This window comes from Pseudonocardia oceanicola (assembly GCF_047200735.1).
GTDB lineage: Bacteria > Actinomycetota > Actinomycetes > Mycobacteriales > Pseudonocardiaceae > Pseudonocardia.
Window position 1 is genome coordinate 120,095 of record NZ_JBJZON010000014.1, and the last position, 26,434, is coordinate 146,528.

Annotated in this window: 28 protein-coding genes and 2 pseudogenes; 24 read left to right on the forward strand and 6 right to left on the reverse strand. The window is 68.6% G+C overall.

The window, feature by feature from the left end; genetic code table 11:
• Positions 1-14 precede the first annotated feature (14 nt).
• Complete coding sequence (locus ACL02T_RS20225; RefSeq protein WP_412832282.1) at positions 15-1,868, forward strand: DEAD/DEAH box helicase; 1,854 nt, start codon at positions 15-17, stop codon at positions 1,866-1,868.
• A 100-nt stretch (positions 1,869-1,968) separates the two neighbouring features.
• Here the strand turns inward: ACL02T_RS20225 and ACL02T_RS20230 are convergent, their stop codons facing one another.
• Positions 1,969-2,466: a L,D-transpeptidase gene (locus ACL02T_RS20230; RefSeq protein ID WP_412832283.1), complete on the reverse strand. Its 498-nt coding sequence runs from the start codon at positions 2,464-2,466 to the stop codon at positions 1,969-1,971.
• Between the two features lie 219 nt (positions 2,467-2,685).
• Between ACL02T_RS20230 and ilvD the strand changes: the two genes are divergently transcribed.
• The 6 genes and pseudogenes from ilvD (at position 2,686) to ACL02T_RS20260 (ending at position 8,664) form a co-directional block, all read left to right on the forward strand.
• Complete coding sequence (gene ilvD / locus ACL02T_RS20235) at positions 2,686-4,359, forward strand: dihydroxy-acid dehydratase (protein ID WP_412832284.1); 1,674 nt, start codon at positions 2,686-2,688, stop codon at positions 4,357-4,359.
• Positions 4,360-4,395: 36 nt separating this feature from the next.
• The gene (locus tag ACL02T_RS20240) at positions 4,396-5,178 is read left to right on the forward strand and encodes a hypothetical protein (RefSeq protein ID WP_412832285.1); all 783 of its coding nucleotides are present in this window, start codon (positions 4,396-4,398) and stop codon (positions 5,176-5,178) included.
• A gap of 16 nt (positions 5,179-5,194) precedes the next feature.
• Positions 5,195-5,590: an LLM class flavin-dependent oxidoreductase gene (locus ACL02T_RS20245; RefSeq protein WP_412832286.1), complete on the forward strand. Its 396-nt coding sequence runs from the start codon at positions 5,195-5,197 to the stop codon at positions 5,588-5,590.
• Positions 5,591-5,649: 59 nt separating this feature from the next.
• Positions 5,650-6,213, forward strand: a complete 564-nt coding sequence (gene shbA, locus ACL02T_RS20250) for an RNA polymerase sigma factor ShbA (RefSeq protein ID WP_412832287.1) — start codon at positions 5,650-5,652, stop codon at positions 6,211-6,213.
• 88 nt (positions 6,214-6,301) lie between these two features.
• Positions 6,302-7,066, forward strand: a pseudogene (locus tag ACL02T_RS20255) (maleate cis-trans isomerase family protein); the annotation flags it as partial.
• A 1,022-nt stretch (positions 7,067-8,088) separates the two neighbouring features.
• Positions 8,089-8,664, forward strand: coding sequence for a class I SAM-dependent methyltransferase (locus ACL02T_RS20260; protein WP_412832288.1), 576 nt, complete (start codon positions 8,089-8,091; stop codon positions 8,662-8,664).
• Here the strand turns inward: ACL02T_RS20260 and ACL02T_RS20265 are convergent.
• Positions 8,645-8,935, reverse strand: coding sequence for a hypothetical protein (locus tag ACL02T_RS20265; protein ID WP_412832289.1), 291 nt, complete (start codon positions 8,933-8,935; stop codon positions 8,645-8,647). The two genes, ACL02T_RS20260 and ACL02T_RS20265, sit on opposite strands and share 20 nt — an antisense overlap.
• Before the next feature lie 428 nt (positions 8,936-9,363).
• Positions 9,364-10,149, reverse strand: a complete 786-nt coding sequence (locus tag ACL02T_RS20270; RefSeq protein ID WP_412832290.1) for a methyltransferase domain-containing protein — start codon at positions 10,147-10,149, stop codon at positions 9,364-9,366.
• 239 nt (positions 10,150-10,388) lie between these two features.
• Between ACL02T_RS20270 and ACL02T_RS20275 the strand changes: the two genes are divergently transcribed.
• Positions 10,389-11,828: an FAD-binding oxidoreductase gene (locus ACL02T_RS20275; protein WP_412832291.1), complete on the forward strand. Its 1,440-nt coding sequence runs from the start codon at positions 10,389-10,391 to the stop codon at positions 11,826-11,828.
• A 98-nt stretch (positions 11,829-11,926) separates the two neighbouring features.
• Here ACL02T_RS20275 and ACL02T_RS20280 read toward each other — a convergent pair whose 3' ends face one another.
• The 3 genes from ACL02T_RS20280 to ACL02T_RS20290 all read right to left on the reverse strand — a co-directional run bounded on the left by ACL02T_RS20280 (position 11,927) and on the right by ACL02T_RS20290 (position 13,301).
• Positions 11,927-12,076 (reverse strand): DUF3253 domain-containing protein, encoded by a 150-nt coding sequence (locus ACL02T_RS20280; protein WP_412832292.1) that lies wholly within the window; start codon positions 12,074-12,076, stop codon positions 11,927-11,929.
• 66 nt (positions 12,077-12,142) lie between these two features.
• Positions 12,143-12,994 (reverse strand): shikimate dehydrogenase, encoded by an 852-nt coding sequence (locus ACL02T_RS20285; RefSeq protein WP_412832293.1) that lies wholly within the window; start codon positions 12,992-12,994, stop codon positions 12,143-12,145.
• A gap of 4 nt (positions 12,995-12,998) precedes the next feature.
• Positions 12,999-13,301 carry an MSMEG_0570 family nitrogen starvation response protein gene (locus ACL02T_RS20290; RefSeq protein WP_412832294.1) on the reverse strand — a complete coding sequence of 101 codons (303 nt, stop codon included), beginning with the start codon at positions 13,299-13,301 and terminating at the stop codon, positions 12,999-13,001.
• Between the two features lie 348 nt (positions 13,302-13,649).
• Here ACL02T_RS20290 and ACL02T_RS20295 point away from each other — a divergent pair.
• The 16 genes and pseudogenes from ACL02T_RS20295 to ACL02T_RS20370 form a co-directional block, all read left to right on the forward strand.
• Positions 13,650-13,982: pseudogene (locus ACL02T_RS20295) on the forward strand (SDR family NAD(P)-dependent oxidoreductase); the annotation flags it as partial.
• A gap of 8 nt (positions 13,983-13,990) precedes the next feature.
• On the forward strand, positions 13,991-15,430 hold the full coding sequence (locus ACL02T_RS20300) for a recombinase family protein (RefSeq protein WP_412832295.1): 1,440 nt from the start codon (positions 13,991-13,993) through the stop codon (positions 15,428-15,430).
• 384 nt (positions 15,431-15,814) lie between these two features.
• On the forward strand, positions 15,815-15,994 hold the full coding sequence (locus tag ACL02T_RS20305; protein ID WP_412832296.1) for a hypothetical protein: 180 nt from the start codon (positions 15,815-15,817) through the stop codon (positions 15,992-15,994).
• A 191-nt stretch (positions 15,995-16,185) separates the two neighbouring features.
• On the forward strand, positions 16,186-16,587 hold the full coding sequence (locus ACL02T_RS20310; protein ID WP_412832297.1) for a hypothetical protein: 402 nt from the start codon (positions 16,186-16,188) through the stop codon (positions 16,585-16,587).
• Positions 16,588-17,913, forward strand: a complete 1,326-nt coding sequence (locus tag ACL02T_RS20315; RefSeq protein ID WP_412832298.1) for a hypothetical protein — start codon at positions 16,588-16,590, stop codon at positions 17,911-17,913. It abuts the gene before it with no gap.
• Positions 17,914-18,129: 216 nt separating this feature from the next.
• Positions 18,130-18,450, forward strand: coding sequence for an HNH endonuclease (locus tag ACL02T_RS20320; protein WP_412832348.1), 321 nt, complete (start codon positions 18,130-18,132; stop codon positions 18,448-18,450).
• Positions 18,451-19,101: 651 nt separating this feature from the next.
• Positions 19,102-20,523: a terminase TerL endonuclease subunit gene (locus tag ACL02T_RS20325; protein ID WP_412832299.1), complete on the forward strand. Its 1,422-nt coding sequence runs from the start codon at positions 19,102-19,104 to the stop codon at positions 20,521-20,523.
• A gap of 151 nt (positions 20,524-20,674) precedes the next feature.
• On the forward strand, positions 20,675-21,814 hold the full coding sequence (locus ACL02T_RS20330; protein ID WP_412832300.1) for a phage portal protein: 1,140 nt from the start codon (positions 20,675-20,677) through the stop codon (positions 21,812-21,814).
• Positions 21,811-22,368 carry an HK97 family phage prohead protease gene (locus ACL02T_RS20335; protein ID WP_412832301.1) on the forward strand — a complete coding sequence of 186 codons (558 nt, stop codon included), beginning with the start codon at positions 21,811-21,813 and terminating at the stop codon, positions 22,366-22,368. The genes ACL02T_RS20330 and ACL02T_RS20335 overlap by 4 nt, the downstream gene beginning before the upstream one ends.
• Positions 22,369-22,370: 2 nt before the next feature.
• Positions 22,371-23,564: a phage major capsid protein gene (locus ACL02T_RS20340; protein WP_412832302.1), complete on the forward strand. Its 1,194-nt coding sequence runs from the start codon at positions 22,371-22,373 to the stop codon at positions 23,562-23,564.
• Between the two features lie 16 nt (positions 23,565-23,580).
• Positions 23,581-24,000, forward strand: coding sequence for a hypothetical protein (locus tag ACL02T_RS20345; RefSeq protein ID WP_412832303.1), 420 nt, complete (start codon positions 23,581-23,583; stop codon positions 23,998-24,000).
• 22 nt (positions 24,001-24,022) lie between these two features.
• Entirely contained in the window at positions 24,023-24,634 is a 612-nt protein-coding gene (locus ACL02T_RS20350; protein ID WP_412832304.1) for a hypothetical protein, read from the forward strand.
• A 59-nt stretch (positions 24,635-24,693) separates the two neighbouring features.
• Positions 24,694-25,035, forward strand: coding sequence for a hypothetical protein (locus ACL02T_RS20355; protein ID WP_412832305.1), 342 nt, complete (start codon positions 24,694-24,696; stop codon positions 25,033-25,035).
• A gap of 1 nt (position 25,036) precedes the next feature.
• The gene (locus ACL02T_RS20360) at positions 25,037-25,447 is read left to right on the forward strand and encodes a hypothetical protein (protein WP_412832306.1); all 411 of its coding nucleotides are present in this window, start codon (positions 25,037-25,039) and stop codon (positions 25,445-25,447) included.
• Positions 25,448-25,476: 29 nt separating this feature from the next.
• A complete protein-coding gene (locus ACL02T_RS20365) occupies positions 25,477-25,800 on the forward strand; it encodes a hypothetical protein (RefSeq protein ID WP_412832307.1) in 324 nt (107 codons plus the stop codon).
• A 168-nt stretch (positions 25,801-25,968) separates the two neighbouring features.
• On the forward strand, positions 25,969-26,400 hold the full coding sequence (locus ACL02T_RS20370) for a hypothetical protein (RefSeq protein ID WP_412832308.1): 432 nt from the start codon (positions 25,969-25,971) through the stop codon (positions 26,398-26,400).
• The last annotated feature ends 34 nt before the right edge of the window (positions 26,401-26,434 follow it).

Here is a 26,434-nt window from a genome sequence, read left to right on the forward strand (position 1 = left end):
CGACGAGGACATGAGTGAGCACTCTGCTGGACCTGCCCGAGAACGACACCACCGACTTCGAGGACGACCTCGCCGCCGGCCCTGAGGCCGACCGCGAGGCCGGGAACGACCCCGAGAACGAGCCCGAGCACGACGGCGGGCCCGACACCGACGCCGCCGGCGGCGGCTTCGCCGAGCTGGGCCTCGCGCCCGGCCTCCTCGGCGTCCTGGCCGAGCTCGGCTACGAGAGCCCCAGCCCGATCCAGGCCGAGGCGATCCCCTCGCTGATCGGGGGCCGCGACCTGCTGGGGCAGGCCGCCACCGGCACCGGCAAGACCGCCGCGTTCGCCCTGCCGATGCTGCAGCGCCTGAGCGGGACCGACCGCAGGGCCGAGCGCCGCCCGTTCGGCCTGGTCCTCGCCCCCACCCGCGAGCTGGCCATGCAGGTCAACGACGCGATCACCCGCTACGGCTCCGAGATCGGCGCGCGCGTGCTCGCCGTGTACGGCGGCGCCCCGATCGGCCCGCAGCTCGGCGCCCTCAAGCGCGGCGTCGACGTCGTCGTGGCCACCCCGGGCCGCGCGATCGACCTGATGAACCGCGGCGCGCTGTCCCTCGACGCGCTCGAGACCGTCGTGCTCGACGAGGCCGACGAGATGCTCGACATGGGCTTCGCCGAGGACATCGAGACGATCCTGCAGGCCACCCCGGACGAGCGGCAGGCGGTACTGTTCTCCGCCACCATGCCGCGGCGCATCGAGTCGCTGGCCCGCGAGTACCTGCGCAACCCCGTCACCGTGCGGATCGCCCGCGAGGAGGTCCCGGCGGGCGAGGCGCCGCGCGTGCGGCAGACCGCCTACATGGTGCCGCGCACGCACACGACCACCGCGCTGGGCCGGATCCTGGAGCTCGAGCGGCCCACCGCGGCCATCGTGTTCTGCCGCACCCGCGCGGACGTCGACGCCGTCACCGAGACCCTCACCGCCCGCGGCCTGCGGGCCGAGGCGCTGCACGGCGGCATGGACCAGGAACACCGCACCCGCGTCGTCGAGCGGCTGCGCAACGGCCGCACCGACCTGCTGGTCGCCACGGACGTCGCGGCCCGCGGCCTGGACATCGAGCAGCTCTCGCACGTCGTGAACCACGACGTGCCGAAGTCGCCCGAGGCCTACGTGCACCGCATCGGTCGGGTCGGCCGCGCAGGGCGCGAGGGCGTCGCGATCACGCTCGTCCCGAACGGCGCGATCCGGCACCTGCGCAACATCGAGCGGCTGATCGGTAAGAGCGTGCCGGTCGCCCCGGTGCCCACCGTCGCGGACCTCAAGCAGGCCCGGCTGGACCGCACCCGCGCGCAGCTGCAGGAGCAGATCGTCGCCGACCTGCGGCAGGACGCGGACTCGGACCCCGACGGCGTCCTCGCCGTGATCGAGTCCCTGGCCGACGAGTTCGACCCGGCGGACGTGGCGGCCGCGGCCGTGCGGCTGGTGCGGGCAGGCACGACCACCCCGGACGACGAGGTCGACATCCCGACCATGTCCGCGCCCCGCGAGGGCCGGGGTCCCCGCGACCGCGGTGACCGCGGTGGCCCGCGCGAGGGCGGCCGCTTCGGCAGCCGTGGCCAAGGCGCCCGTCCGCCGAAGGAGGGCGCGACGCGCCTGTTCGTCTCCGCCGGCCGGGCCGCGGGCATCCGCCCGCAGGACATCGTGGGGGCGCTGGCCAACGAGTCGCGGCTGTCGGGCCGCGACATCGGGGCCATCCAGATCCACGAGCGGCACACGCTGGTCGAGATCCCCGAGCACGCGGCGGACGACGTGCTGCGCTCGCTGCGCGGCGTCACCACCCTCAAGGGCCGGCGGGCCAACGTCCGCCGGGACCGCGCCACGAACTGACCCGCGCAGGTCGAAGGGCCCCGCACCTCACCCGAGGTGCGGGGCCCTTCGCGTGCGTGCCCCGCGGCGGTCGCGCCGGCGACCTCCGCCGGTCACCGGTTCAGTGGATCTCCACCGGGTCACCGACCTCCAGGTCCTCGAACCAGGCGACGGCGTCGTCGTGGGCGAGGTGGACGCAGCCCGCGGAGGGGTTCTGCGGGTTGCCCTCGTGGAAGGCGATGCCGCCGTCGGCGAAGAACACCGAGTACGGCATCGGCGCGTCGTCGAACTCGCCGGACTTGTGGGTCTTGTCCTTCCACTGGACCTCGAAGTCCCCCGTGGGGGTCTCCTTGCCCTGCCCGCCGTGCGAGATGCCGACCGGGCCGCGGGTGATCGTCCCGTCGTGGATCAGCCACGCCTGGTTGCTCGCGAGGTCGACGCACGCCCGCGCGTGCTTCGAACAGGGCGTGCCGTCGGTGTGGTTCCAGTGGTGACCGTCGTCGGCGAACGCCGCGCCGGTGAGGGCCGCGCCGCCGAGCAGCGCGGTGAGCGCGCCGGCCGCGGCGAGCCCGGTGATGCGTCGCCGGCCGCCCTCGGCGCGCCAGGCGTGTCGTGCCATCTTCTCGTCGTCCCTTCGCCCGTTCTCGAAGCCGCAACGACGGCGCGCGGTACAGGTGACGGGCCGTGACCGCAAGTCGACCGGACGTGTCCGGAGTCCGGATCGTCCTTCGTCGATCTTGTGCCCCGAGGGGCTGCCGAGGCGGCCGCGAGGGAGCACGATGGCACGTGGGAATCCGCACCGAGCCCACCACGGATCGCGATCGACGAGGAGTGCCGCATGCCCGATCTCAAGCCCCGGTCCCGCCAGGTCACCGACGGCATCGAGCGCACGGCCGCCCGCGGCATGCTCCGGGCGGTCGGGATGCGCGACGCGGACTTCGAGAGACCGCAGATCGGCATCGCGTCGAGCTGGAACGAGATCACCCCGTGCAACCTGTCGCTGCAGCGGCTGGCGCAGGCGGCGAAGGAGGGCGTGCACCGCGCGGGCGGCTACCCGATGGAGTTCGGCACGATCTCGGTGTCCGACGGCATCTCCATGGGCCACGTCGGCATGCACTACTCGCTGGTCAGCCGCGAGATCATCGCCGACTCGGTGGAGACGGTCGTGGAGGCCGAGCGGCTCGACGGCACCGTCCTGCTCGCCGGCTGCGACAAGTCCCTGCCCGGGATGCTGATGGCTGCGGCCCGGCTCGACCTCGCGGGGGTGTTCGTCTACGCCGGGTCGATCCTGCCCGGCCACGTCGACGGGCGCGAGGTCAACATCGCCGACGCGTTCGAGGCCGTCGGGGCGTGCGCGCGCGGGCTGATCAGCCGCGAGGAGCTGACCGAGATCGAGCGCGCGATCTGCCCCGGCGAGGGCGCGTGCGGGGGCATGTACACGGCGAACACGATGGCCAGCGCGGCCGAGGCGCTGGGCATGGCGCTGCCGGGCTCGGCCAGCCCGCCCGCGGTCGACCGGCGGCGTGACGGCATCGCCCGCGAGTCCGGCGAGGCCGTGATCGGCCTGCTGGAGAAGGGGATCACCGCCCGGCAGATCATGACCCGGGAGGCGTTCGAGAACGCGATCGCGGTCGTCCTGGCGTTCGGCGGGTCGACCAACGCCGTGCTGCACCTGCTCGCCATCGCGGCCGAGGCCGGGGTGCCGCTGGAGCTCGACGACTTCAACCGGATCGGCGACCGCGTCCCGCACCTGGCCGACGTCAAGCCCTTCGGCGCCCACGTGATGAGCACGGTCGACCAGGTCGGCGGGGTGCCCGTGGTGATGAAGGCGCTGCTCGACGCCGGGCTCCTGCACGGCGACGCCCTCACCTGCACCGGGCGCACCGTGGCCGAGAACCTCGCGGAGATCGACCCGCCGGACCTCGACGGCACGGTGATCCGCGCGCTGGGCGACCCCATCCACCCGACGGGCGGGATCACCATCCTGCGCGGCTCGCTCGCCCCGGACGGCGCCGTGGTGAAGAGCGCCGGGTTCGACGCCGCCGAGTTCCGCGGCCGCGCGCGGGTGTTCGACGGCGAGCAGGGCGCACTCGACGCGGTCGGCGACGGCACCGTCGTCCCGGGCGACGTCGTGGTGATCCGGTACGAGGGCCCGCGCGGCGGCCCGGGGATGCGGGAGATGCTCGCCGTCACCGGGATGATCAAGGGGGCCGGGCTGGGCAAGGAGGTGTTGCTGGTCACCGACGGCCGCTTCTCCGGGGCGACGACCGGCCTGTGCATCGGGCACGTGGCGCCGGAGGCGACCGACGGCGGCCCGATCGCGCTGGTGCAGGACGGCGATCCGATCGTGCTGAACATGGCCACCCGGACCCTCGACCTCGACGTCGGGGAGGAGGAGCTGGAGAAGCGGCGGGCCGACTGGACGCCGCGCGACGCGGGGCGGCGTCGGGGCGTGCTGGCCAAGTACGCGAGACTCGTGGGGTCGGCGGCGCAGGGGGCGGTCTGCTCGTGAGGACCGGCCCGCGCCGGAACGCGTCCGAGGAGCGGTGTGGGGAAGAAGCAACAGTCGCGGGGCCAGAAGCGGGCGGCCAAGGTCGCGGCGCGGCGGAAGAAGGTCACGCGGCCGCAGGAGCGGCCGCGCCCCGTCGTGACGCTCCCCGGTCTCGACGAGTACGGACCGGCCGACGCCTCCGCGCCTGATCCCGGCGGGGAGCTGGCGGCCGTCGAGGAGATGCGCCACGCCGTCGCGGAGATCCGTACGGTGCGGGCGGTCGGCCCCTACGACGGCAACCCCGAGTGGCTCGAGGTGCTGGAGGGCAACGTCGACGCGCTCGCCGGGGCCGACGAGCACGACCTGGTCGTCGAGATCATTGACGACCGGGTCCGGCGGGCCGTCGCGGACACGCTCGCCTCGTCGTCGCCGGAGCCCGCGCGCGAGGAGGTGCGGTGCCTGGTGGCGTCGGACGGTGAGATCGCGCCGCCCGGACCGTCGCCGGACGACCCCACCGCGGCGCCCGCCCAGGCCCTCGCCTTCGCGGTCCTGCTCGGCTGGCTCGCCAACCGTGGCCCGCGCCCGATCCCGGCGGCCGCGCGTGCCCGCGTCCCGGAGTGGGTGCGGTCCACGCTCGGCGAGGAGCCCGCGGCCGCCGTCGACCGGGTGATCGGGATCCTGGGCTCCGAGGAGGAGCGCTCCGGGGCGATCGGCCCGGTCGCCGAGGAACTGGGCGACGACTACCTCGCCGCCCTCATGTGGATCGCCGCCGGCCTCGTCGCCCTCTACGGCGACGGCTCCGTGGACGACCACCTGCCCACCCCGGCCGCGGAGGGCTGAGTACGCAGGTGCGCGGGTGGCCGGCAGCTACCTGCGCCACTCGTACGTGCTCGCGAAGGGCGCCGAACTGGTCGCCGACGACACCGGCGGCCGCCTCGTCCTCGGGCTCGGGGTCAGCCACCGGCCGGTCAACGGCGCGCTCGGCATCGCCATGGACGACCCGGCCGGCGACCTGGTGCGCTACACCGCCGAGCTGCGGGACTGGTTCGCCGGCAAGGGTCCGACCACGCACCTGCCGCAGCCCGCACCGGTCGCGGTCCCGTTGCACCACGCGACCCTCGGCATGCGCGCCGCCGGGACCGCCGACGGGATCATGCCGACGATGTGGTCGCCGGAGCGGCTCACAGGCTCCTCTCAGCGCCCTGCTACCGCTCGGAGAGCGGTTCGGGCCAAGGTCGAGGGGTGGTGCTGAGGGGGAGACGAGACACGGGGGAGCGCGCGAGGCGGCCGGACGGACCGGACCGGGAGACGGTGGCGCGGGCGTCGGCGGGGGATCCGGCGGCCGTCGCGGAGGTCCTGCGGATCGTGCGGCCGTTCGCGCTGCGCTACTGCCGCGCGCGGATGGGGACCGTCCTGCCGGGCCTGACGGCCGAGGACCTGGCCCAGCAGGTCTGCATCGGGGTGCTCGGGGCGCTGCCCCGGTACGAGGACCGTGGCCGGCCGTTCCTGGCGCTGGTGCACCGGATCGCCGTGCACGAGGTGGGCGACGCCTACCGCGCCGCCGCGCGCAGTCCGGAGCTGGCCGACCTGGTCCCGGACCGCCCGGACCGCTCGGCCGGACCCGAGGAGCGGGCGCTGGTGCACGACGACGTCGCGCGCCTGCGGCCGGCCCTCGACCGGCTGAGCGCGGCCGCCCGCGAGGTTCTGGTGCTGCGGGTCGCGCTGGGCCTGTCCGCCGACGAGACGGCGGCGGTCGTCGGCAGCACGCCGGGCGCGGTCCGCGCGATGCAGCACCGCGCGCTCACCACCCTGCGCCGGCACGCGGAGGCCGAGGGGATCTCGCCGCCGACGACCGCGGGGATCACATCCCGCTGAGCTGCGGCTCGCCGCGATGTCCGGCCCCCTTACCTCCCGGTAACGCGCCGGATCCGGTGCGGACACACGGGAGATCCACCGTGGCGGTATGCAGGAGAGCGTCGGGGGCCCCGTGGGCGGTCGTGTGCACGGCGCGGAGGCGCTGGCGGCGCCCGGTCCGTCGCCGACCTCCGGGGTCGGGGTCATCGTGCCGTTCGACTTCGCGCTCGACCGCGAGCTGTGGCGCTGGGTGCCCGACGACGCGGCCCTGCACGTCACGCGGACCCCGTTCGTGCCGTCGCCGGTCACCGCCGAGATGGCGCGGGCGATCTCGGACCCGGAGCCGGTCCGTCGCGCGACCCGCGACGTCCTGGTCCCCGAGCCGGGCGTGGTCGCCTACGCCTGCACCTCGGGCAGCTTCGTCGACGGCGCGGCGGGCGAGATCGCGCTGACCGGGGTGATCCGCGAGGCCGGCGCGCCGCACGCGCTCACCACGGCCGGAGCGCTCGTGGCGGGCCTGCGCTCGCTCGACGCCACCCGTGTCGCCGTCGTCACGCCCTATGTGGACGACCTGACCCGACGGCTGGAGGAGTTCCTCGTCGCGCACGGGATCGAGACCGTCGCGAGCGTCGGGTTGGGGCTGCTCGGCCAGATCTGGCGGGTGTCCTACGAGGAGGTCGTGCGCGCGGTCCGCGCCGCGGACCGGCCCGAGGCCGAGGCCGTCTTCATCAGCTGCACCAACCTGTCCACCTACGACGTGATCGCGCCGCTCGAGCGGCTGCTCGGCAAGCCCGTGATCACGGCCAACCAGGTGACGATGTGGGCCGCGCTGCGGGCGGTCGGGCACCGCGCCGTCGGGCCCGGCCAGGCGCTGATCCACGGCAGCGCCGCGGCCACCCCGCCCCCGCACCTGCGCCTCGTCCCGGACCAGCCGGCGCCGCGCGAGGAGCAGCCTGGTGGCCGGGGCGGCGGTGGCCCCGAGGACCCGCAGGTCCTGCACAAGGTCCGCGTCCGGCTGCCCGACGAGTCCGGTGCGCTCGCCCGGCTCACCGAGGCGGTCGCCGGCGCCGAGGGCAACATCCTCGGGCTCGCCGTGCACGGGCAGGACTCGCGCTCGGTCGTCGACGAGATGTTCGTCGGGTCCGCCCGCGGCGCCGACGAGCTGGCCCGGGCCATCCGGGAGGGGCTCGGCACGAAGGATCCGGGTGCCGTCCTGGTCACCCCCGCGGACCCGCACGACCTGGTGGACGCGCCCACCCGCGCCCTCGACCTCGCCGTCCAGGCGGTCGGCGGCGCCGCCGCGGGTGACGACTCCGCGCTGGCCCGCGGCCTGGGTGCGCTCGTCCATGCCGACGACGTCCGGCTCCGGCCGGTCGAGCCGCCGCACCATCCGCACGTCCTCGCCGTCCCCGCCCCGCACGGCGGCTGGCTGGTCGCGATGCGCGACTGGGCGCCGTTCACGGTGACCGAGCAGGCCCGCGCGGAGGCGTTCCTGCGCGCGGCGCACCTCGAGCCGGTCCGGCCGCGGTGGGACATCGTGCTGCTCTCCGGCGACGAGCTGGTCGCCGAGCCCGCTACCGGGGACGAGGTGGGTGCCCTCGAGGACCTGCTCTGTGCCTGCCTGGCCGCGCTCGGGCCGGGGGAGAGCTACTCCGCCCGCTGGACCGACCGCGAGCTCCGCCAGCTGCTCGTCACGCCCCGGGGGCCGGCCCTCGTGGTGCGCGACGAGACGGGCACGCTGGTCGGGCTCGGTGCCGCGCTGGAGGGGTCGGCACCGGGCGACGAGGAGGTCGTCCTGCTCGTGCACCCGCACTACCGCGGGATGCGACTCGGGCGGTGGCTGCGCAGGCGCCTCGCCGCACGCGCTCCGGCCTGACGCCCCTTAGGCTGGCGGGCGTGTCGTTGCCGGAGAACTGGTCGCAGTGGAAGGACACGGTCGACGTCGGCCGCTACGACGAGCGCTGGGCGGCGCTCGCCGCGGCCGGGAAGAACGTGCACGGCGAGGCGGATCTGGTCGCCGCGTACGAGCCGGCGTCGGTGCTCGACGGCGGCTGCGGTACCGGGCGCGTGGGGATCGAGCTGGCGCGCCGGGGGATCGCGGTGATCGGCGTCGACCCGGACCCGGACATGATCGCCGCCGCGCGCGCCCGGGCCCCGGAGCTGCGCTGGATCCAGTGCGGACTGGAGGACCTGGCGATCCCCGAGCGCTTCGACGTCGTCGTGCTGGCCGGCAACGTGATCCCCTACGCGCGGGAGCGGGCCGGGGTCGTGGCCGGCAGCGCCCGACACCTGGGCCCGGGCGGCCGGCTCGTCGCCGGGTTCAGCCTGCAGGTCGGCTGGCCCGGCCTCGACGAGTACGACAGCTGGTGCGCCGCCGCCGGGCTCGTGGCCGAGGACCGCTTCGCGACCTGGGACCGCGAGCCCTACACCGGCGGCGGCTACGCGGTCTCGGTCAGCCGGAAGCCCTCGTAGCCCGGGCGGCGACGTCGTCGCAGATCTGCCGGTAGGGGCCCACCCCGCCGACGTACGGCAGCAGGACCCGGGGCTTGTCCGGCACGTTCGCGCCCAGGTGCCACGAGTTCGCGTGGTGCATCACGGTCTGCGCGCCGGCCTCGGCGACGTGCGCGGTCCACCGTTCCTGAGCCTGCTCGTCCGCCTCGATCGTCCGCGCGGCCGGCGCGGCGAGGCAGTCGGTGATCCACTCGACGTGCTGCTCGATCGACACGAGCAAGTTCGACAGCACCGACGGGCTCCCCGGCCCGGTGACGGTGAACAGGTTCGGGAACCCGGCGATGCCAGGCCCAGGTAGGTGCTCGGGCCCGCGGCCCAGGCGTCGCGCAGCCGCACGCCGTCCCGGCCGCGGACGTCGACGGCCAGCAGCGCGCCCGTCATCGCGTCGAACCCGGTGGCGAGGACCAGGTCGTCGACCTCGACGAGCTCGTCGGTGGTCCGCACGCCGGTCGGCTCGACCGCGACGATCGGCGTCTTCCGCAGGTCGACGGGCCGGACGTGCGGGAGGCGTGAGGTCCGGGCACGGACAGGCAGCCCGTCGCGAAGACGCGGTGGGTGGCGGTCAGCTCCTCGCCGCCGTCCGTCCGGATCTCCCAGCGGCCGTCCCGCCAGGTGGTGTGCGGCTGAGCGTTCGTTCAGGATGATTCGCCGAACGGTCGCTCAGGCCCGCGCCAGGATCTCGCCGTGGGGCACGAGGAACCAGCCGTCCGGGCTCGCGGCCCAGGCCCGCCAGCCGGCGGCCATGTCCTCCAGGTCGGCGCGGGCGGCGAGGCCGCGCTCCACCGCCTGGGTCGCGATCGACGACGACACGATCCGCTCCGCCCACAGCCCGCCCCACCAGGCGCGGGTCTCCGGCGTGGCGTAGCACCACACCGAGGCGGACGGGGTGATCTCGGCGAACCCGGCGGCGCGCGCCCAGGCGAGGAGGCGCCGGCCGGCGTCGGGCTCGGCGTGGTTGCTGTGCGCGACGGCCCGGAAGAGGACGAGCCAGGCGTCGAGCCGCTCGTCGTGCGGGAACCAGGTGAAGGCCGCGTAGTCCGCGTCCCGCGCGGCGACGACCCCGCCGGGGCGGGCGACCCGGCGCATCTCGCGCAGCGCGGCGACCGGGTCGGACAGGTGCTGCAGAACCTGGTGGGCGTGGACGACGTCGTAGGACTCGTCGGGGTCGGCGAGCCCGTAGACGTCGTCCACGGCGAACTCGACGCCCCCGCCCGCCGCCCGGGCCTCCGCGAGCGGTGCCTCGACGAGGTCGATCCCCTTGACCCGACCCGGCGCGACGCGCACGGCGAGGTCGTGGGTGATCGTGCCGGGGCCGCAGCCGACGTCGAGCACGTCGAGCCCGGGCCGGAGCAGTGGCGCGAGGTACGCGGCCGAGTTCTCGACGGTCCGGTTGCGGTGTGAGCGCAGGACCGACTCGTGGTGGCCGTGGGTGTAGGTGCCGCTCACTCAGCGGACCCTACGGATCCGGATCGGCCCGCGGGCGGTGTCCGGGTCGACGACCTGCGTCGCGTCCGCCGTTCCCCGGACGGCCCGACCCTGTGCGCTGCGCCGATCGGCCGCTTCGGCGGGCCGTCGATGTCGGTACCCTGGCCCGCCCACGGCCGTGCCTGCTCACGACCCGATCGCGTCCGCGATCGGCACGCCACACGACCGCCTGTCGAGGCGGCCGGGTTGAGAGGTGCGTCATGACCATCACGCTTGCCCGTGCCGACGGCTCCCGCGAGCAGCTGTCCGACGACGTGCTCGACGAGCTGGACGGCGCCCTGCGCGGGCCCCTGATGCCCGGCGGCGAGGCCGGTACCCCCGAGCCCCGCCGGGAATGGAACGCGATGTACGGCGACCGGGCGGCGCTGACGGCGCGGTGCACCGGGACGGCGGACGTCATCGAGGCGGTGCGCTTCGCCCGCTCGCGCGGACTGCTGGTCGGCGTGCGCGGCGGTGGCCACTCCGTCGCTGGTCTGTCGAGCATCCCCGACGGCCTGCTGATCGATCTGTCGGCCATGCGGGGTGTGCAGGTCGACCCGGAGCGCAGGCTGGCGCGGGTCCAGGGCGGGGCCGTCCTCGGCGACGTGGACCGGGAGACCCAGGCGTTCGGCCTGGCGACCCCGCTGGGGCGCGTGTCGGAGACCGGCGTCGCCGGGCTGACGCTGGGCGGCGGTTACGGACACCTCAACGCGAAGTACGGGTTGTCCTGCGACAACCTCGTCGAGGCACAGGTCGTGTGCGCCGACGGCAGCGTGCGGACCGCGTCGGAGACCGACAACCCGGACCTGTTCTGGGCGATCCGCGGCGGTGGCGGAAACTTCGGCGTCGTCACCTCCTTCACCTTCCGGCTGCACCCGGTTGGTCCGGTCGTCGCGTTCGCCGCCGTGCTGTACCCGCTGGAGGACCTCGGCGTGATCGAGCGCGGCTGGCGGGAGTACGCCGCCGCGGCACCGGACGAGGTCACCACCTTCATCGTGACCCTGACGTTCCCGGCTGCGCCCGGCATGCCCGAGGTCATCCACGACCGACCCGTCGCGATCGTCGCCGCGGTGCACTGCGGTCCCGACCCGGACGAGGGGATGCGAGTGCTGCAACCACTGCGGGAGCTGGGCACGCCGGTGTTCGACATGTCCCAGCCGATGCCGTACGCCGTCGTCCAGTCCTCGTTCGACCCGTTCTTCCCGCGGGGCGGACTCCGCGCCTACTGGAAGTCCCAGTACCTCGACGAGCTCACCGACGAGGCGATCGACGCCCTGGCCCGCCGCGCGCTGGACCGGCCGGCCCCGCTCACGCTGGTGAACACCTTCCGCCTGGGCGGGGCCGTGCACGCGGTGGACCCGGAGGCGACCGCGTTCGCCGAGCGGACCTCGCCCTGGATGGTGTCGTTCGACGTCATGTGGACCGACCCGGGGCAGGACGAGGCCGCGGTCGCCTGGGGCCGAGCGGCCTGGGAGGAGATGACGAAGTACGGCAACGGCAGGGTCTTCCTGAACTTCACCGGTCGGCAGGACGAGCCCCTGCAGGCCGGCACGGACACCGCCTTCGGTCGCAACCTGCGTCGCCTCGGCCGGATCAAGGCCGCCCTCGACCCGGACAACTTCTTCCAGTTGAACAACAACATCGTCCCCGTTCCGGGCTGACGACGCGGCGGGCCGGGGCGCAGACCCGTCCCGGCCGGGCCCGGGGACCGCGTGGCCGCCCTGTCCGAGCCGGGGGTCCGGTGCGCTACCGGCGTCGCTCAGGGCCCGACCCCACGGATGCGGACCGGGCCCCGGGCGGTGTCCGGATCGACGACCTCGCCGCGACGGGTGATCTCGACTTCTCCCGCTGCGACCAGGCGCCGGGCGGCCAGCAGGTCGAGGATCGCCCGCTCGGCGGGGTCGGTCACGGCTCGAGCATCGCACGAACGGCCCGTTCGTGCGGTAGGTCCGCACAAGAGTGCCGTTCGTGCGGGTCAGGAGCGGGCGAGGACCGCCTTGTCGAGGGCCGTGCGCATCGCGTCGGCCGGGCCGGGCCGCTCCGTCATCAGCTCGACCTGCGCGACCGCCTGGTGAAGCAGCATGTCCAGCCCGCTCGCGACCCGGCAGCCCGCGGCGGCCGCGCCGGCGCCGAGGGCCGTCGGCCAGGGGGCGTAGATCACGTCGAGCACCACGGTGGCCGGGTTCCAGCGCAGCCCGCCGAACTCGTCGGCGGCCCCGGCCGGCAGCGTGGAGATGACGACGTCGGCCTCGCCGAGCAGGCCCGCCGCGGCGGTGGTGTCGGCCGCGGTGTCGGTGAGCAGCGCGCGGATGTCGGGCTGCACCTCCAGTCGTTCGGCCGCGGCGGTCAGCTCGCCGGCGCGGCCGGCGTCCCGGACCAGGACGACCGGGTCCTTGGTGCCCAGTTCGCGCAGCGCCGCGAGCGCGGCCTGGGCCGTCCCGCCCGCGCCCAGTACGACGGCCCGCTCGACCGCCCCGACCCCCGCCGCCTGCAGCGCGCGGACGATCCCGGCCACGTCCGTGTTGTCCGCCAGCCGCCCCTCGGGGCGCAGGACCAGGGTGTTCGCGGCGCCGGTGGCGGCGGCGAGCGGGCTGACCCGGTCGGCGACCTCGAGGGCGACGCGCTTGAGCGGCATCGTCAGGGAGAGCCCGGCCCAGGTGTCGTCGAGCCCGTCGACGAAGGCGGGGAGCCCGGCCTCGTCGACCTCGTGCGCGGTGTAGGACCAGCCGGTGAGGCCGAGCGCGTGGTAGGCCGCGCGGTGCAGCACCGGGGACAGCGAGTGGCGGATGGGGGAGCCGAGCACCGCGGCCCGTCGTTCGCCGGTCACCGGGTCAGTATGGTCCAGCGCTCGGTGAGCGCCGGAAGGCCTCCAGCGTGACGTGCTCGTCGGCGGCGAACCGCGCCGCGGCCTGCTCGATGCCCGCCATGGTCGCGACGGACTGGGCGCAGCCGAAGCCGTACTTCTGCCGGACGCGCTGGTCGGCGATCCGCATGCAGGTCCGGCTGGTGTCGACGAAGTGGCCCACGGGGTAGGTGTGACCCGCGCGGAAGTACTCCTCGACGATCAGCGACGGGGAGGAGAAGGACTGTGTGGAGCCGTCCGGCCAGCGGACGTCGAAGAGCACCTCGGGCACGGCTCGACCGTAGGTGGGCCGTGTTTCGCCGGTGTTGCGGCTACCACGGCTACGGCGGCTTCAGCTCCGGCTCGGCCTGCAGCGGCGACGGCGGCTACTCCGACATCCACGCCGGCACCGGCGTGACCGTCGCGAACGCCGCGATCGCCACCGGCTCGCTGTCTCCCGGCCGCGCGAGCAGCTCGACCACCTGCGACGTCACCTTCACCGTGCCCGACGTCCCGGTCGGCGAGGACTTCTACCAGGTCGAGGTCTCGCACGCGGCACGCTGCCCTACACCGCCGACGAGCTGCGCGCGGGCCTCGGCCTCTCCCTCGGCGGCCGACCGTCCCTGCGAGACTCCCGCCCATGACCGGGACGCTGCTGGTGCTGGGTGGGCGGAGCGAGATCGGGGTCGAGGTGGCGCGGCGGCTGGCGGGACGCGAGGCCTCGACCGTGGTCCTCGCCGCCCGCCGCAGCGACGATCTCGACGCCGAGGAGAAGGCGGTCCGGGAGCAGGGCGCGGAGGTCGAGCGCGTCGAGTTCGACGCCGACGACCTCGCCGCGCACCGCCCCCTGCTCGACGACGTGGCCGCGCGGCACGGGGGGATCGACGTCGCCGTCGTCGCGTTCGGACTGCTCGGGGACCAGGTGCGCGCCGAGGCCGACCCGGCGCACGCCGTGCAGATCGTGCACGCTAACCTGCTCTAATGACACACGTCGCGCGCTGCGTGATCTACCTGCGGATCAGCCAAGATCGGCTCGGCGAGGGGGCCGGAGTCGATCGGCAGCGCGCGGACTGTGAAGCCCTCGCCGAGCGTCGAGGATGGACGGTCCAAGCCGTTTACACGGACAACGACGTGTCGGCGGCAGAGGGCAAGGCGCGCAAGGGATTCGAGGACGCGCTAGCCGACCTCGACGCGGGCCGGGCGACCGTCCTCGTCGGCTGGACGCTGGACCGTGTCTGCCGGTCACTGCGGGACCGCGTGCGCCTGCTCGAACTCGGCCAGGAGCGCAAGATCACCATCGCCCTGGCTCGCGGATCGGACCTGGATCTCTCGACGCCGTCCGGGCGCCTCACGGCGGACGTCCTCGGCGCGTTCGCGCGGCAGGAAATCGACGCCAAGGCGGACCGGCAGCGCGCGGCGCACCGGCAGCGGGCCGCGCAGGGCAGGACGCTCGGCGGACGACGCGCGTTCGGGTACGAGCAGGACGGGACGACGGTCCGGCCGGATGAGGCGGTGGCAGTGCAGGCCGCTTACCGGGACTACCTCGCCGGGACCCCGCTTAACGAGATCGCCCGCCGCTGGAATCGTGCGGGTCTGCTGTCTGGCCAGCACCGGAAAGACACGGGTGAGGCGACCGAGTGGAATAGCTCGGGAGTCCGCTGGATTCTACGTAATCCTCGTTACTACGGGATGCGGCGTCACCGCACCGACGGCGAGGAATTCCTTTACCCGGCCGCATGGCCTCCGCTGGTCGACGAAAAGACGTGGCGCGCCGTCAATGCGCTACTAGATTCTGCCAGTGCGGCGCTTAAGCCCCGGGGCGGTCGCCGTCTACTCTCCGGCGTCGCGGTCTGCGGGAAATGCGGGCTAACCGTCCAAGCGGGGCGAGGTCGAAGCGGTGGGGCGCAAACGGACGGAGTTTACCGGTGCCCGACGGGTCATATGATCCGCAAGGCTAAGCCGATCGAGGATTTCGTATTAGGGCTGATCGCGGACCGGCTCGCCATGCCGGACGTCCTCGCGTCCCTGCGACTCGAAGCCACCCCGGACGGCCTAGACCTGGCAGCGGAGGCCGACGAGCTGCGGCGGGAGCTGGACACCCTCGCGATGGAGCGCGCGACCCGGAAGATCACGCCGCGCCAATTCGAGATCATGAACCGCGAGGTTCTGGCCCGGCTCGCCGACGTCGAGGCCAGGATGGGCGCCGAGACGGCCGCTGACGGCCTGTCGGTGCTGGCCAGGGGTGAGGACCCCCGTGCCGCCTTCCTCGGCCTCGACACGGGCCAGCAGCGGCGCATCGTCGAGGCCTTCGTCTCGATCACCCTGTACAGCGCGGGCAAGGGCGTCCGGGAGCTGCGGCCGGAGACTTTGAAGATCGAATGGAAACGAGGCAATGTGACCTCAAACACGGATAAGAAGTAGCAGGATCTGTCAGCAAGAGTCAGCGAGGGGCAGGATCGGTAGCTCCGTCCACTGTGGCGCCGGGGGTGTCCGGTGTGGAGGGTCTTGCGGAACCGGATCGGAACCGCATAACGTCTGCGGCGTCGGGCAAACCGGAACGGCAAAGCCGATAATCCGGCCCCAGAGCGAAAGCTCAGAAAATGTCTCAGGTTCGTTTGCGGACTCGAATCGCCGCACAGATTGCCAGTCTCAACCGGTTTCATCCGGACAGCCCCCGCATTCCGGAGCTTCGCGAGGAACTTGCTGCGGCGGAACTTCGTGAGCACATTGACCGGCTCGCACCTCAGCTCCGACCGTGGCACGTCGAGGATCTTTGCTCGCATCTGCGTGAGTCGGTGAAGAGCAATGGCTGAGATTGTCGACCTCGAAGAGTACCGGAAGGCTCTCCTCGAAGCGGCCCCTCCGATTACGGAGGAACAAGCAGTCATTGTGCGCGATAGCGGATATGAACGGGCCGTCCTCGTCGCGCTTCGTGAGATTCACCTTATGACTTCCGAGATTCTAGAGAAGGTTGGGAAGCTGTGAGAACTCCGCTCGACGTGATCGCTTTCGTCATCATCGCCATTTGGGGCGTCGCGATTCTCAGCATCGGTATCTATTGCTTCGGTCAACTCCTGACTGTCGCTGCGTCAGGTATCTGTCAGTAACATCTAACCCGCGGTCAGGGCGAACGGAGGCGCTGAGACCGCAGTCCTTTAGCGGAGGGGACACTCCCCATGAGTATCGAACTGCCTTTTGCAACTTTCCCCAAGCCTGAGATCGTTAGCTGTCCGATGTGGGCCCGGGTCGTGTTCTATCGAGAAGCGAGCGACTGTTTCGACTTCAAGAACGTTCAGGTCTCCGCATTCGTTTACGAGGTCAACGATTCGACCTCCGACGAGGATTGGGTCGACTGGCGGACAGAGCCGGCCATTTACGATAACGGCGTATTCACTCCTCTCAGGGATCTCCTGAGCGACAACGGCGCTATCTATGAGATCGTAGCCGATAAGTCCGATACTGCCGACGAGTTCAAGATCCGGCGCGGTAAGGCCGTCATCTACCGGGCGCGTAAGGGGCTCGGCCTGAGCGTTGACACTCGGGCGTGGCGTGAGTTCGTCGCAGAGGGTGGCATTTGAGTGAACCTCCCTCCCGAGTTTTGGGAGGCGCGGGCGTCGCTGGCCAACGTTAGACGGGCGGCGTATTCCCGATTCGCCTGCCCCGATGCCGTCCTCGGCGCCGTGCTGGCCCGTTTGTCGGCAATCACTAACCATCGGCTCTACCTTAACACTGGAGTTAAGAACCCCGAGTCGTCGCTCAACATGTTCGTTGCGCTGGTGTCGAGGTCGGGCGGCGGAAAGTCGTCCTCGGCCTCGGTGGCTCGGAAGCTCATCACGACGCCGCGCTTTCTGGAGAAGAACGCTGAGGGGGAAGTCCAGTTTTGGGACGGCGTGCCTATCGGGTCCGGTGAGGGTATCTCCGAGTCGTTCATGGGATGGCTTAAGCGGGACGAGACGACCACAGGACCGGACGGCGAACCTAAGCGTAAGACGGTCAAGGTTCGGGACGTCGTTAGGCATAACGCCTTCCTCTTCGTTGACGAGGGCGAACAGCTCACGAAGATTAACCAACGCAACGGCGCAACGATCGGCTCCACTCTCCGCTCGGCGTGGAACGGCGAAGCCATCGGCAACATGAACGCGTCCGAGGATCGGCGTCGGCTCGTCCCGGAGGGTGACTACAGCCTCGGGCTACTCGTCAACTTTCAGATGAGCACCGCCCAACCCATGCTCGCCGATCATGGCCCTGGGACGCCACAGCGCTTCCTGTGGCTGCCGACGGACGACCCCCGGGCACCGGAGGACCCTCCACCGTGGACGGGGCCTCTCATGGACGCTGAGACGGCGAGCGGGCTACACGCGAGGACGGGTGCCGTCCTGTTCGCTCACACGATCACTCAGGAGCTGCGGCGTGAGGCTGTTCGCATCCTGCGAGGGGAACCGGCCAGCACCGGGGGCAACCCGCTCGATAGCCACAAGTCGCTCATGAAGGCTAAGGCGGCCGCGCTTCTCGCTTTATTCGACGGCAGGGACTCGGTAGCGGGCGAGGATTGGCAATTGGCGGAGCTGTTGTGGCTAACGTCGTGCAGCTTCCGGGACAGCGTTGTCCAGTGGGGCGAAGAGCAGGCGGAAGAGGAACGGCAAGAGCGCGAGTCCAAGATTACCTCAGCGCAGATTCAGCGTGACAGGAAGCGCGCCAATAAGGAGTTCGACGTTCCTAAGGTTAAGCATTCGATCCACCGGAAGTTGTGGAGCGAAGGGGCTTCGTTGAAGAGGGCTGCACTTCGTAAGGCAGTGCGATCCGATCTGCGAGAGTTCTTTGACGCCGCACTCGGGGAACTCGTGACCGAAGGTAAGATCGTCAGAGAGGACGATCTGAGCTACCGAGCCACACGCTCTCCGTGACTCCGATGGTGGACAGGGAAGGGTGGACAGGGTGGACAGCTGTCCACCCTGTCCCTGTCTCTCCTCATCATGTGAAGTTCATAAATTCATGATCGTTAATATTTTACCTGGTAGATGGGTTGCAGGTTCTTAGGTGACCCTAAGCGGATTCGCTCGGATTCGTCTCTCGACGCATCCACCCTGTCCACCCTGTCCACCCAGTCCGAGGAACGGATCATGAGACGCCCTTGTATCGAGCCCCAGTGCCCCCGGTTCGCGGTAGGCGGGAGACGGGGTGCCCGGTGCCCCGAGTGCCAGGGGGCGTACGACCGGAGGCGCAACGCCAAGCCGGAACGTCAGGCCTACGCGGACAGTCGGTACCGAAGCATCCCGGTACGGGGTAGGCGTTGCGCCCTTAGGTATCCAGGTATCTGCACCGGAGAAGCCACGACCCGTGACCACATTACCCCGTTAGACAAAGGTGGAACTAATGATCCATCTAACATTCAACCAGCGTGTCGCGCATGTAATTCTTCTAAGCGCAATCGGTTACGGTAATCGACTAACCACTGTAATCATGGCAGCTTCGGAACGCGGGGGACCGCGAAAAGTTCGCGAACCGAGGCGGCCAGTTCACCCGCCGAACCCCAAATTTTGCGTATAAAGGTTAGAGCTGGGCAAAGCCTAATCGGCAAGGTCGCAGGTTAGTCCTGCCGTTTTTCCTGGTCAGAGACCCGGTTCACTCGTTTGGCGGGGGTCAAGTGACCCCCGCCATCCGGGCGGTAGTGCTTGACGTTGTCCTCGTCTATGCCGGTCGCAGAGCTGATGGCGTGGGCGGTGGTGCTGGCCCGGCCGCAGGCCGTAGACGAGGCGACGTAGCTCCATCCGTCAACCCTGGTTGACGCCTGAACAGGGTGCAACGTATCTTGTTCACAGTCGGAGGACGTGTGCCCCACGTCCACCGACGGAGCGCCGCGCAGTCCGCTCCCCAGTACCCCCTCAGACAGCCTGTCAGCAACGCAGAGGCCGTCCCCGGTATCGGAGACCGGGGACGGCCTCTCGTCGTGTCTGCGGCCGTCTGAGGGGGTCGGGAGAGGGGCGCCGGGGCGGCTCCCCTCTCAACGAGTGAGGTCGTGGTCTCCGATGCCATCCGCCGGTAAGGGCGGTAACGCCCGTAGAAAGCAAGATCGGTACGACGATGGTCCGTGGATGAAGTGGCCCGAAACGGACTTAGCGGAACGGGCCGAAAAGTTCATTAGCACATATTGTCGTTCGCCCAAAGGTTACGGTTATGGTAAGCCACTTAGACTTGCCCCGTTTCAGCGGGAGTGGCTGAGGCAAATCCTCGCCCCCGGTGTAACGGCAGCCGTCGACCAAATGCCACGCGGTCAGGGAAAGTCGACGTTTCACGCCGCGCTTGCCGTTTGGGCACTCTTCGATCGTTCCGATTCCGGTGAGCCGCAAATTCCGATTATCGCGACGCGCGTGCAGCAAGCCGCACGTTCCGTTTATGACCCCGCCGTTAAGATGGTGCAGGCCGAACCGGAGCTAGCGTCCCGGTCGCTGGCGTTCACTGCCATTGGAACTAACCGCATCGTCTGTGAACAGACCGGCGGCGAACTGTTCCCTATGGCTAATAACCCGGATGGCTTGCAGGGCTTGGACCCGTCACTAGCCATTGTCGATGAGATCGGCTTTCAGTCGCTCGAATCGTGGGAGTCGGTAATCCTCGCGTCCGGCAAGCGTCCTCGCTCGCTGGTCGTCGGCGTGGGCACGCCGGGATTTGACCGAGACAACGCCCTGTGGCACCTCCGGTCCGCATACCTTGAAGGGCGGTCGCCTGAGGGCTTCGTTTTTCGTGAGCACAGCGCACCCGAGGGTTGCGATATCCGCGACGAAGAAATGTGGCGGCTCGCTAATCCGGCCCTGGATGGCGGTTACCAGAATATCGCCGCCCTTCGTACTGCGGTCGAAATGAGTACCGAAGCGCACTTTAGGACGTTCCACTTGGGCCAGTGGGTCGACGGAACGGACGCGTGGCTCGGTAATGACGGCCGCAAGACGTGGGACGCTATCGCCGATCCCTCTTTCAAGTTCGTCAAGGGCGCGCCTACGTGGCTCGGCCTCGACGTCGGCCTTAAGCATGACTCCACGGCGCTGGTAATGCTGCAATATCGACCCGACGGTCGAATTCACGCCGCATGCAAGCTCTGGATGCCGGCCAAGGATGACGTGGTCGACGTGACGGCGGTAATGGAGCAGATTAGACGCCTGGATCGGCTGTATAAGCTCGTCGAGGTCGCTTATGACCCCCGTCATTTCGAGTTTCCGGCTACACAACTCGCCGACGAGGGTATCCCGATGACCGAAATGAATCAGTCATTGGAGCGCATGACGCCGGCCTTCGGCACGCTTTACGAGGTCATTAAGGGCGGAAAGATGACTCACGACGGTGATAGTCGATTCGGTCAGCAGGTCCTCAATGGCATTCCACGGTATAACGAGCGCGGTTTTACGCTCATGAAGGCCAAGAGTCGCGGGAAGATTGACGCTGCGTACGCCTTGGCAATGGCTTATGACCGCGCGCAGCACGGCATGCCTAAGTCGAGGCCAGATTTCGCGTGTCTGTAATCCTACTTAACGATAGGACATTTAAATGAGGTGGCCCTGGAAGCAGGATGAGCATGAGGAGCGCAGTCGAAGCATAACCGCTCCGAGTAACCCGCTAATTGATCCCGTATTCGCCGCAATGCTCGGCCTCAATATCGGGTCGGCTGCGCACGTGTCGGAGGCAACCGCACTCAGTCTATCGGCCGTGTTTCGGTCAGTCTCGCTCATCGCGGACGCGGTTGCGGGTCTCCCGCTGCGGACGTTAGAGGAGTCGGACGGTCAGCAGCGGCGCGTAGCGAGCTTCCTCGACGAACCGGGCGGCGAGCGATTCACTCGCTTTGAATGGGCACAGCTCGTCATGGTCCACCTGCTATTGCAGGGCAACGCGTATCTACAGCACATGTTTAACGGTGCTGGCGGTCTCGTCGGCCTGTATCCGGTTCATCCAAGCATGGTGACGCCGGTTTGGGATGACGCGCGACCAGGCGGTAAGCGATTCGATATCAAGGTTAAGGGGTCCGATGGCCTCGACCGCATCGTTTCGCTGGACTCGTCGACGATGACTCACGTTATGGGTGTCTCGCTCGACGGTTTGCAGGGCGTTTCGCCGATTACTCTTGCTCGAATGTCGCTGCACACCGCAATTTGCGGTGATCGTGCCGCAAACACACAGTTCCGTAACGGCCTCATGGTCGCAGGCATGATTACTCCTCGCGAGGGTGAGGATGACATGACCTACGAGCACACCGTAGCGCTAAAGAACGCGATTATCGACCGTTACGGCGGTACGCAGGGCGTCGGTGACATTATGGTCATCAATCGGAAGCTCGAATTTCAAAAGTGGCAGCTTTCGCCAGAGGACGCGCAGTTTATCCAGAGTCGGACTTTCCAGGTCGACGAGATCGGGCGATGGTTCGGTATTCCGCCGCACCTTCTCGGTCTTACGGAAAAGTCGACCTCCTGGGGGCAGGGCATTGCGGAGCAGAATCGCGGTCTTGCTCGCTACACGCTTACCGCGTGGACGAATCCCATTGAGCAGCGCGTGTCTAGGTTGCTCTCGGCGTCTCGTAAGGCCGAGTTCGACTATTCGGCATTCATTAAGCCGGCCCCTGAGGACGAAATTCGCCTACTGATCGACCAGGTCAATTCTGGCCTGCTCACGCTGAATGAGGCGCGGCGAATTCGGAATCTTCCGGCGGTCGAAGGGGGCGACGTACCGCGTCTGCCCGCAGGATCGCTCCCGGCGGATCAGCAGACGCTAGGGGCGGCTAACGGTGGGGAATCGAGCCCCGCGGAAGGAGGGGCCGCGTGAACGCCGTTACGCGGTTCGCCGTAGAGATCCGTTCAGAGATTACGGGCAATAAGCTGCACGGTCACGCAGCGGTTTTCGGTCAGGCGGCGGACCTTGGCTCGCACCTGGAGCAGTTGGCGGTTACGGCCTTCCGGTCGGTGCTGGCCGATGTAAACACGGACGTTCGGGCTCTGTGGAATCACAACTCGGACCACCTGCTCGGTAGGCAGTCGTCGGGAACCCTGCGACTGTCTACCGACTCCGAGGGACTGCAATTCGAGGTGGACCTTCCGGATACGACCGTAGGGAGGGACGTAAGAATTCTCGCCGAAAGGGGTGACCTTACCGGGGCTAGCTTCGGCTTTGTGCCTGGGCAGGATAGTTGGTCGACCGTTGGGGAAAGGCGAATGCGCACGCATACTAGCGTTAGCCGCTTGGTTGACGTATCGCCAGTTACTTTCCCGGCATATGACGGAGCCTCCGTCGCCATGCGTGCGTATTCATTCGGCAGCCCGAACCGTCGGGCGTCGCAACTCATTCGGGCGCGTGCCCGTGTGCGCCTTGGGAGGGCGTGAAAATGCTTAAGACCACCGAGGAATTGATCGCCGAGCTTCAGGCGATTCTGGACGGCGCTGAGGAGCGCGACCTCACCGACGATGAGGTCGCCAATTACGAGGCGATCGAGGCGCAGATTGAGTCTCGCCGTAAGCGCGAGGAAATCGAGAAGCGCAACGCCGCGTACAAGGCCGTGCGCACTCCGGCGCTGCAGACTGGCGCAAAGCCTAAGGACGATGAAACGCTAGAGCGTGCGTTTAATCACTACCTGCGCACCGGTAAGGAGGACGCCGACCTCGTCGAGCTTCGTGCGCAGAGCGAGGGGACCGGTTCCGAGGGTGGCTATCTCGTTCCGGATGGTTTCCGGAATAAGCTGGTCGATCGGATGAAGGCGTTTGGTGGAATCGCCAACGTCGTCGAGGAGTTTACGACCTCGACCGGTAACAGCATTGAGTGGCCGACCGTTGACGACACGTCCAATACCGGTGAGATTGTCGCCGAGGGTGGCACCTTCTCGTCGGGCGCGGACCTCGTCGTTGGTACCGCCAATCTCGGTGCGTACAAGTATATGGCCGGTGGCGGTTCGAGCACTCCGCTTCGCGTTTCCGTGGAACTGCTGCAGGATGCCGCATTTGATATCGAGCGCCTGGTTTCTAATAAGCTGGGGGAGCGTATCGCGCGCATTCAGGCGTCGCACCTTGTTACCGGGACCGGCGTGTCTCAGCCGCAGGGCATCGTGACCGGCATTGTCGGTCAGGAAATGTCTAGCGATGGTCCGGTCTATAACGATCTCGTGGACTTCATTCACGCGGTCGATCCGGCCTATCGGGACAGTGGTAATTGCCGTTGGGCATTCAATGACGCGAGCCTGGCGACGCTTAAGAAGATGGTCGACTCTAACGGTGACCCGATCTGGCGTCCGACGGACGCGAACATGGCCACAGATCTCGGCGGCGGCGTTCTGATGGGTTACCCCGTCACGATTGACCAGGCGTTCGGCGATATTGTCGGATCGAATGGTGCGGACGACAACTGGGGCGTGTTCGGTGATCTGCGTGAGGGCTACGTGGTCCGTCGCGTCAAGGAGATCACGCTCGTTGTGAACCCGTGGACCCGTGCAGCCTATGGCCAGGTGGAGTTCACCGCGTGGGCCCGAATGGACGCCGCGCAGCAGAACACTAACGCCTACGTCGCCCTCGCTGGCTACACGGCGTAACAGGAGGACAGAGACAATGCCTATTCAGGATCTGTTTAGCGCGGACTTTAAGATTCTCGGTTCGGCTAAGGTCTCGATTAGTTCCGCGACCACGTCTAATTTTGACTTTGGCACGCCGAACGATCTGGACCTCGCGTCCCTCTCGAATTATGAGCCGGGGGACAAGGTGCTCGTCGTGTTCGTGGCCAGCACTTCTGGCAGTACCGACATCGTGTCGTTTTCCGTCCAGGACGCGCCCGATTCGGCGGGCTCGATCGGCACCCCCGCCACTGCGGTCACGGATGGCACCTTGACCGGTGGGACGGGCGATCAGTACGCAAAGACTGCCGTTCGCCTGCAGCCTGGTCGTCCGTGGCTTCGTTGCCGGGTCACGAGCAATGGCGCCAGCGACACGTTCGTCGCGCAGTGTGTTGTCCTGGCTCTCCCTCGAGCCTGATTGAATAGCGGAGGCAGCGGTAATGGCATGGGCACCTGATTACGCCACAGCAGCGGATTTACGTGGTTACGTTCGTATTGTCGACACGGACGATGATACGCAACTGGGCTATGCCATTACCGCTGCCTCTCGCGCCATTGACCAGACGTGCGATCGTCAATTCGGTGAGGCGGCAGGGAGTCGCTACTACACGCCGACATGGAGCAGGAGTGAACGGCGGTGGGAAATCGAGATTGACGACGTGCAGAACGTTACCGGTCTAGAGATCCATTACGACTCCGCAGGGGATCAGTCCTACTCGGAGGAGATTACGAGCTACCGGATGCTGCCGATCAACGCTGCGGCCAAGGGGCGGCCCTACACGCGCGTGGCGGTCCTCCCGGCTAGCACGGTGCAGCCGGACTCCTGTGAGGGCTCCGTGCGCGTCACGGCCCTGTTCGGGTGGTCCTCCGTCCCTACGGCGGTGGTGCAGGCCACCCTATTGCAGGCATCCCGGCTTATCGCTCGTCGAGACGCGCCGTTCGGGGTCGCAGGCAGTCCGGAGAACGGTTCGGAGGTCCGTCTCCTCTCCCGCGTTGATCCTGACGTCGCGGTGTCCCTGCGCGCTTACATGAAGGGGCCAAGGGTCGCATGAATTTGGGTGCCGTTATGGACGACCTTGGGTCCGCTTGCGATACGGTCACCGGTCTCCGAGTGTTCCCGTACTGGGCGGACCGAGTCACACCACCCGCTGCGGTGGTCGGATGGCCGGAGCCGCTGACGTACGACGAGACGTTTACACGTGGTGGCGACCGGGCCGAGCTGCCGATCATGGTCCTCGTCGGCAAGGTGGACGCGCGTACCGCGCGGGACCGGCTTTCCGTTTACGCGGACGGTTCCGGCTCGGCGTCGATTAAGGCGGCGATCGAAGCGCACCCGGCAACTGCTTATAGCTCTGCGCGGGTCACCCGGGTTGAGTTCGGAGTTATCACCGTGGCGAACGTCGAATACATGGCGGCCACGTTCTACATTGATGTGATTGGGACAGGAGCCTGAGATGGCATTCGTTCATGGTAAGGGCGTCGTCACCTCGATTGACGGTGACGATCTTTCGGCGTTCGCGAACAGCGTGCAGTTTAACCGCTCCGCTGATTCGCATGACGTGACCACCTTCGGCAAGGATTCGAAGGTGTACGCGCCGGGTCTCAAGGACGGCACCGCGACGATTCAGGGTATCTATGACAGCACGGCCAGCACCGGTCCGGGCGCAGTGCTCCGGCCGCTCGTGGGCGCCGCTGCGGTAACCCTGCTCTACCAGCCGGAGGGGACGGGCTCCAGTAAGCCTCAGGCTTCCGTGGACGTTCTCGTTACCGCTTACGAGGAGACGGCGCCGGTCGCCGACATGATTTCGTGGAGCGCTACCTTGCAGCTTAGCGACGACATTGATGACACGGCGCAGTCGGTCTGATTTCTTTCACCTGGGAGCTGAGATTTAAGATGATTGCCACTAAGGAATCGCTGCTGGCGTCTCGCATGCCAACGGACGAGGTAGAGATTCCCGGGGTCGGCACCGTTCGGGTGCGGGCTCTTTCGAGGTCGGAAGCCCTGAGCATCAGGAGTGGAGAGCTTCCGGTTCTGGAGTTCGAGCGCACGCTTCTCGCGTTGGCCGTTGTCGAGCCCGCTCTTAGTAAGGACGACGTGCAGGCCTGGCAGGACGCGTGCCCGGCAACGGGGCTGGAGCCGGTAATCGGCAGTATCCTCACCCTCTCCGGTATGCGCAAGGAGTCGCCTAAGGAGGCGATGCAGTCCTTTCGAGAGTAACTCGGATCTCGAATTCGAGTTTTTCTTGGCGGATCGGCTAGGCATGACCGTTGGGCAACTCCGCAATGAGATGAGTAACGGCGAGTTCGTCCAATGGGGTATCTACTACGCACGAATCGGTCAGCGTCAAGAGTTGGCCGAGAAGATGGCTAAACACGCGAGGTAACAGTGGCGCTGGTCAAGCCGATTAGGGTCGAGGGGCTTCGGGAGTTTTCCCGGAGCCTTCGCCGCATGGACGCCGACTTGCCGAAGGGGCTTCGCGAAGCCGGTAACGCGGCAGCGAAGATCGTTGTTAACGCGGCTAAGCCGAAGGTCCCGACGGGACCTGGTAAGGGTGGTCACGCCAAGAGCAGTATTAAGGCGGCCAGCACCAGGACGGCAGCTCGCGTGCAGGGTGGCGGCAAGAGGTTCCCCTATTATCCGTGGCTCGATTTCGGCGGCAGGGTCGGTCGGAAGCGGAGCATTAGGCGTCCGTTTCTCCGCGAGGGTCGATACATTTGGGCTGCATATGCGGCCAACGACGAGCGCATCCAAGAGGAGCTAGTCGACCAGCTTAAGAAGGTCGCTCAGAATGCAGGTTTGGGGGTTTCCGGTGACTGAGGCTGTTATGGTCGCCCTCGTTTCCGCGATTGGC

What these genes read in the sequence shown, in the direction of transcription:
- ACL02T_RS20325 (WP_412832299.1), top strand. Translation starts at nt 19,102, where the DNA reads ATGAAGTGGCCCGAAACGGACTTAGCGGAACGGGCCGAAAAGTTCATT.
- ACL02T_RS20310 (WP_412832297.1), top strand. Translation starts at nt 16,186, where the DNA reads ATGAGTATCGAACTGCCTTTTGCAACTTTCCCCAAGCCTGAGATCGTT.
- ACL02T_RS20275 (WP_412832291.1), top strand. Translation starts at nt 10,389, where the DNA reads ATGACCATCACGCTTGCCCGTGCCGACGGCTCCCGCGAGCAGCTGTCC.
- ACL02T_RS20340 (WP_412832302.1), top strand. Translation starts at nt 22,371, where the DNA reads ATGCTTAAGACCACCGAGGAATTGATCGCCGAGCTTCAGGCGATTCTG.
- ACL02T_RS20350 (WP_412832304.1), top strand. Translation starts at nt 24,023, where the DNA reads ATGGCATGGGCACCTGATTACGCCACAGCAGCGGATTTACGTGGTTAC.
- ilvD (WP_412832284.1), top strand. Translation starts at nt 2,686, where the DNA reads ATGCCCGATCTCAAGCCCCGGTCCCGCCAGGTCACCGACGGCATCGAG.
- ACL02T_RS20345 (WP_412832303.1), top strand. Translation starts at nt 23,581, where the DNA reads ATGCCTATTCAGGATCTGTTTAGCGCGGACTTTAAGATTCTCGGTTCG.
- ACL02T_RS20300 (WP_412832295.1), top strand. Translation starts at nt 13,991, where the DNA reads ATGACACACGTCGCGCGCTGCGTGATCTACCTGCGGATCAGCCAAGAT.
- ACL02T_RS20360 (WP_412832306.1), top strand. Translation starts at nt 25,037, where the DNA reads ATGGCATTCGTTCATGGTAAGGGCGTCGTCACCTCGATTGACGGTGAC.
- ACL02T_RS20305 (WP_412832296.1), top strand. Translation starts at nt 15,815, where the DNA reads ATGGCTGAGATTGTCGACCTCGAAGAGTACCGGAAGGCTCTCCTCGAA.
- ACL02T_RS20365 (WP_412832307.1), top strand. Translation starts at nt 25,477, where the DNA reads ATGATTGCCACTAAGGAATCGCTGCTGGCGTCTCGCATGCCAACGGAC.
- ACL02T_RS20320 (WP_412832348.1), top strand. Translation starts at nt 18,130, where the DNA reads ATGAGACGCCCTTGTATCGAGCCCCAGTGCCCCCGGTTCGCGGTAGGC.
- ACL02T_RS20230 (WP_412832283.1), bottom strand. Translation starts at nt 2,466, where the DNA reads ATGGCACGACACGCCTGGCGCGCCGAGGGCGGCCGGCGACGCATCACC.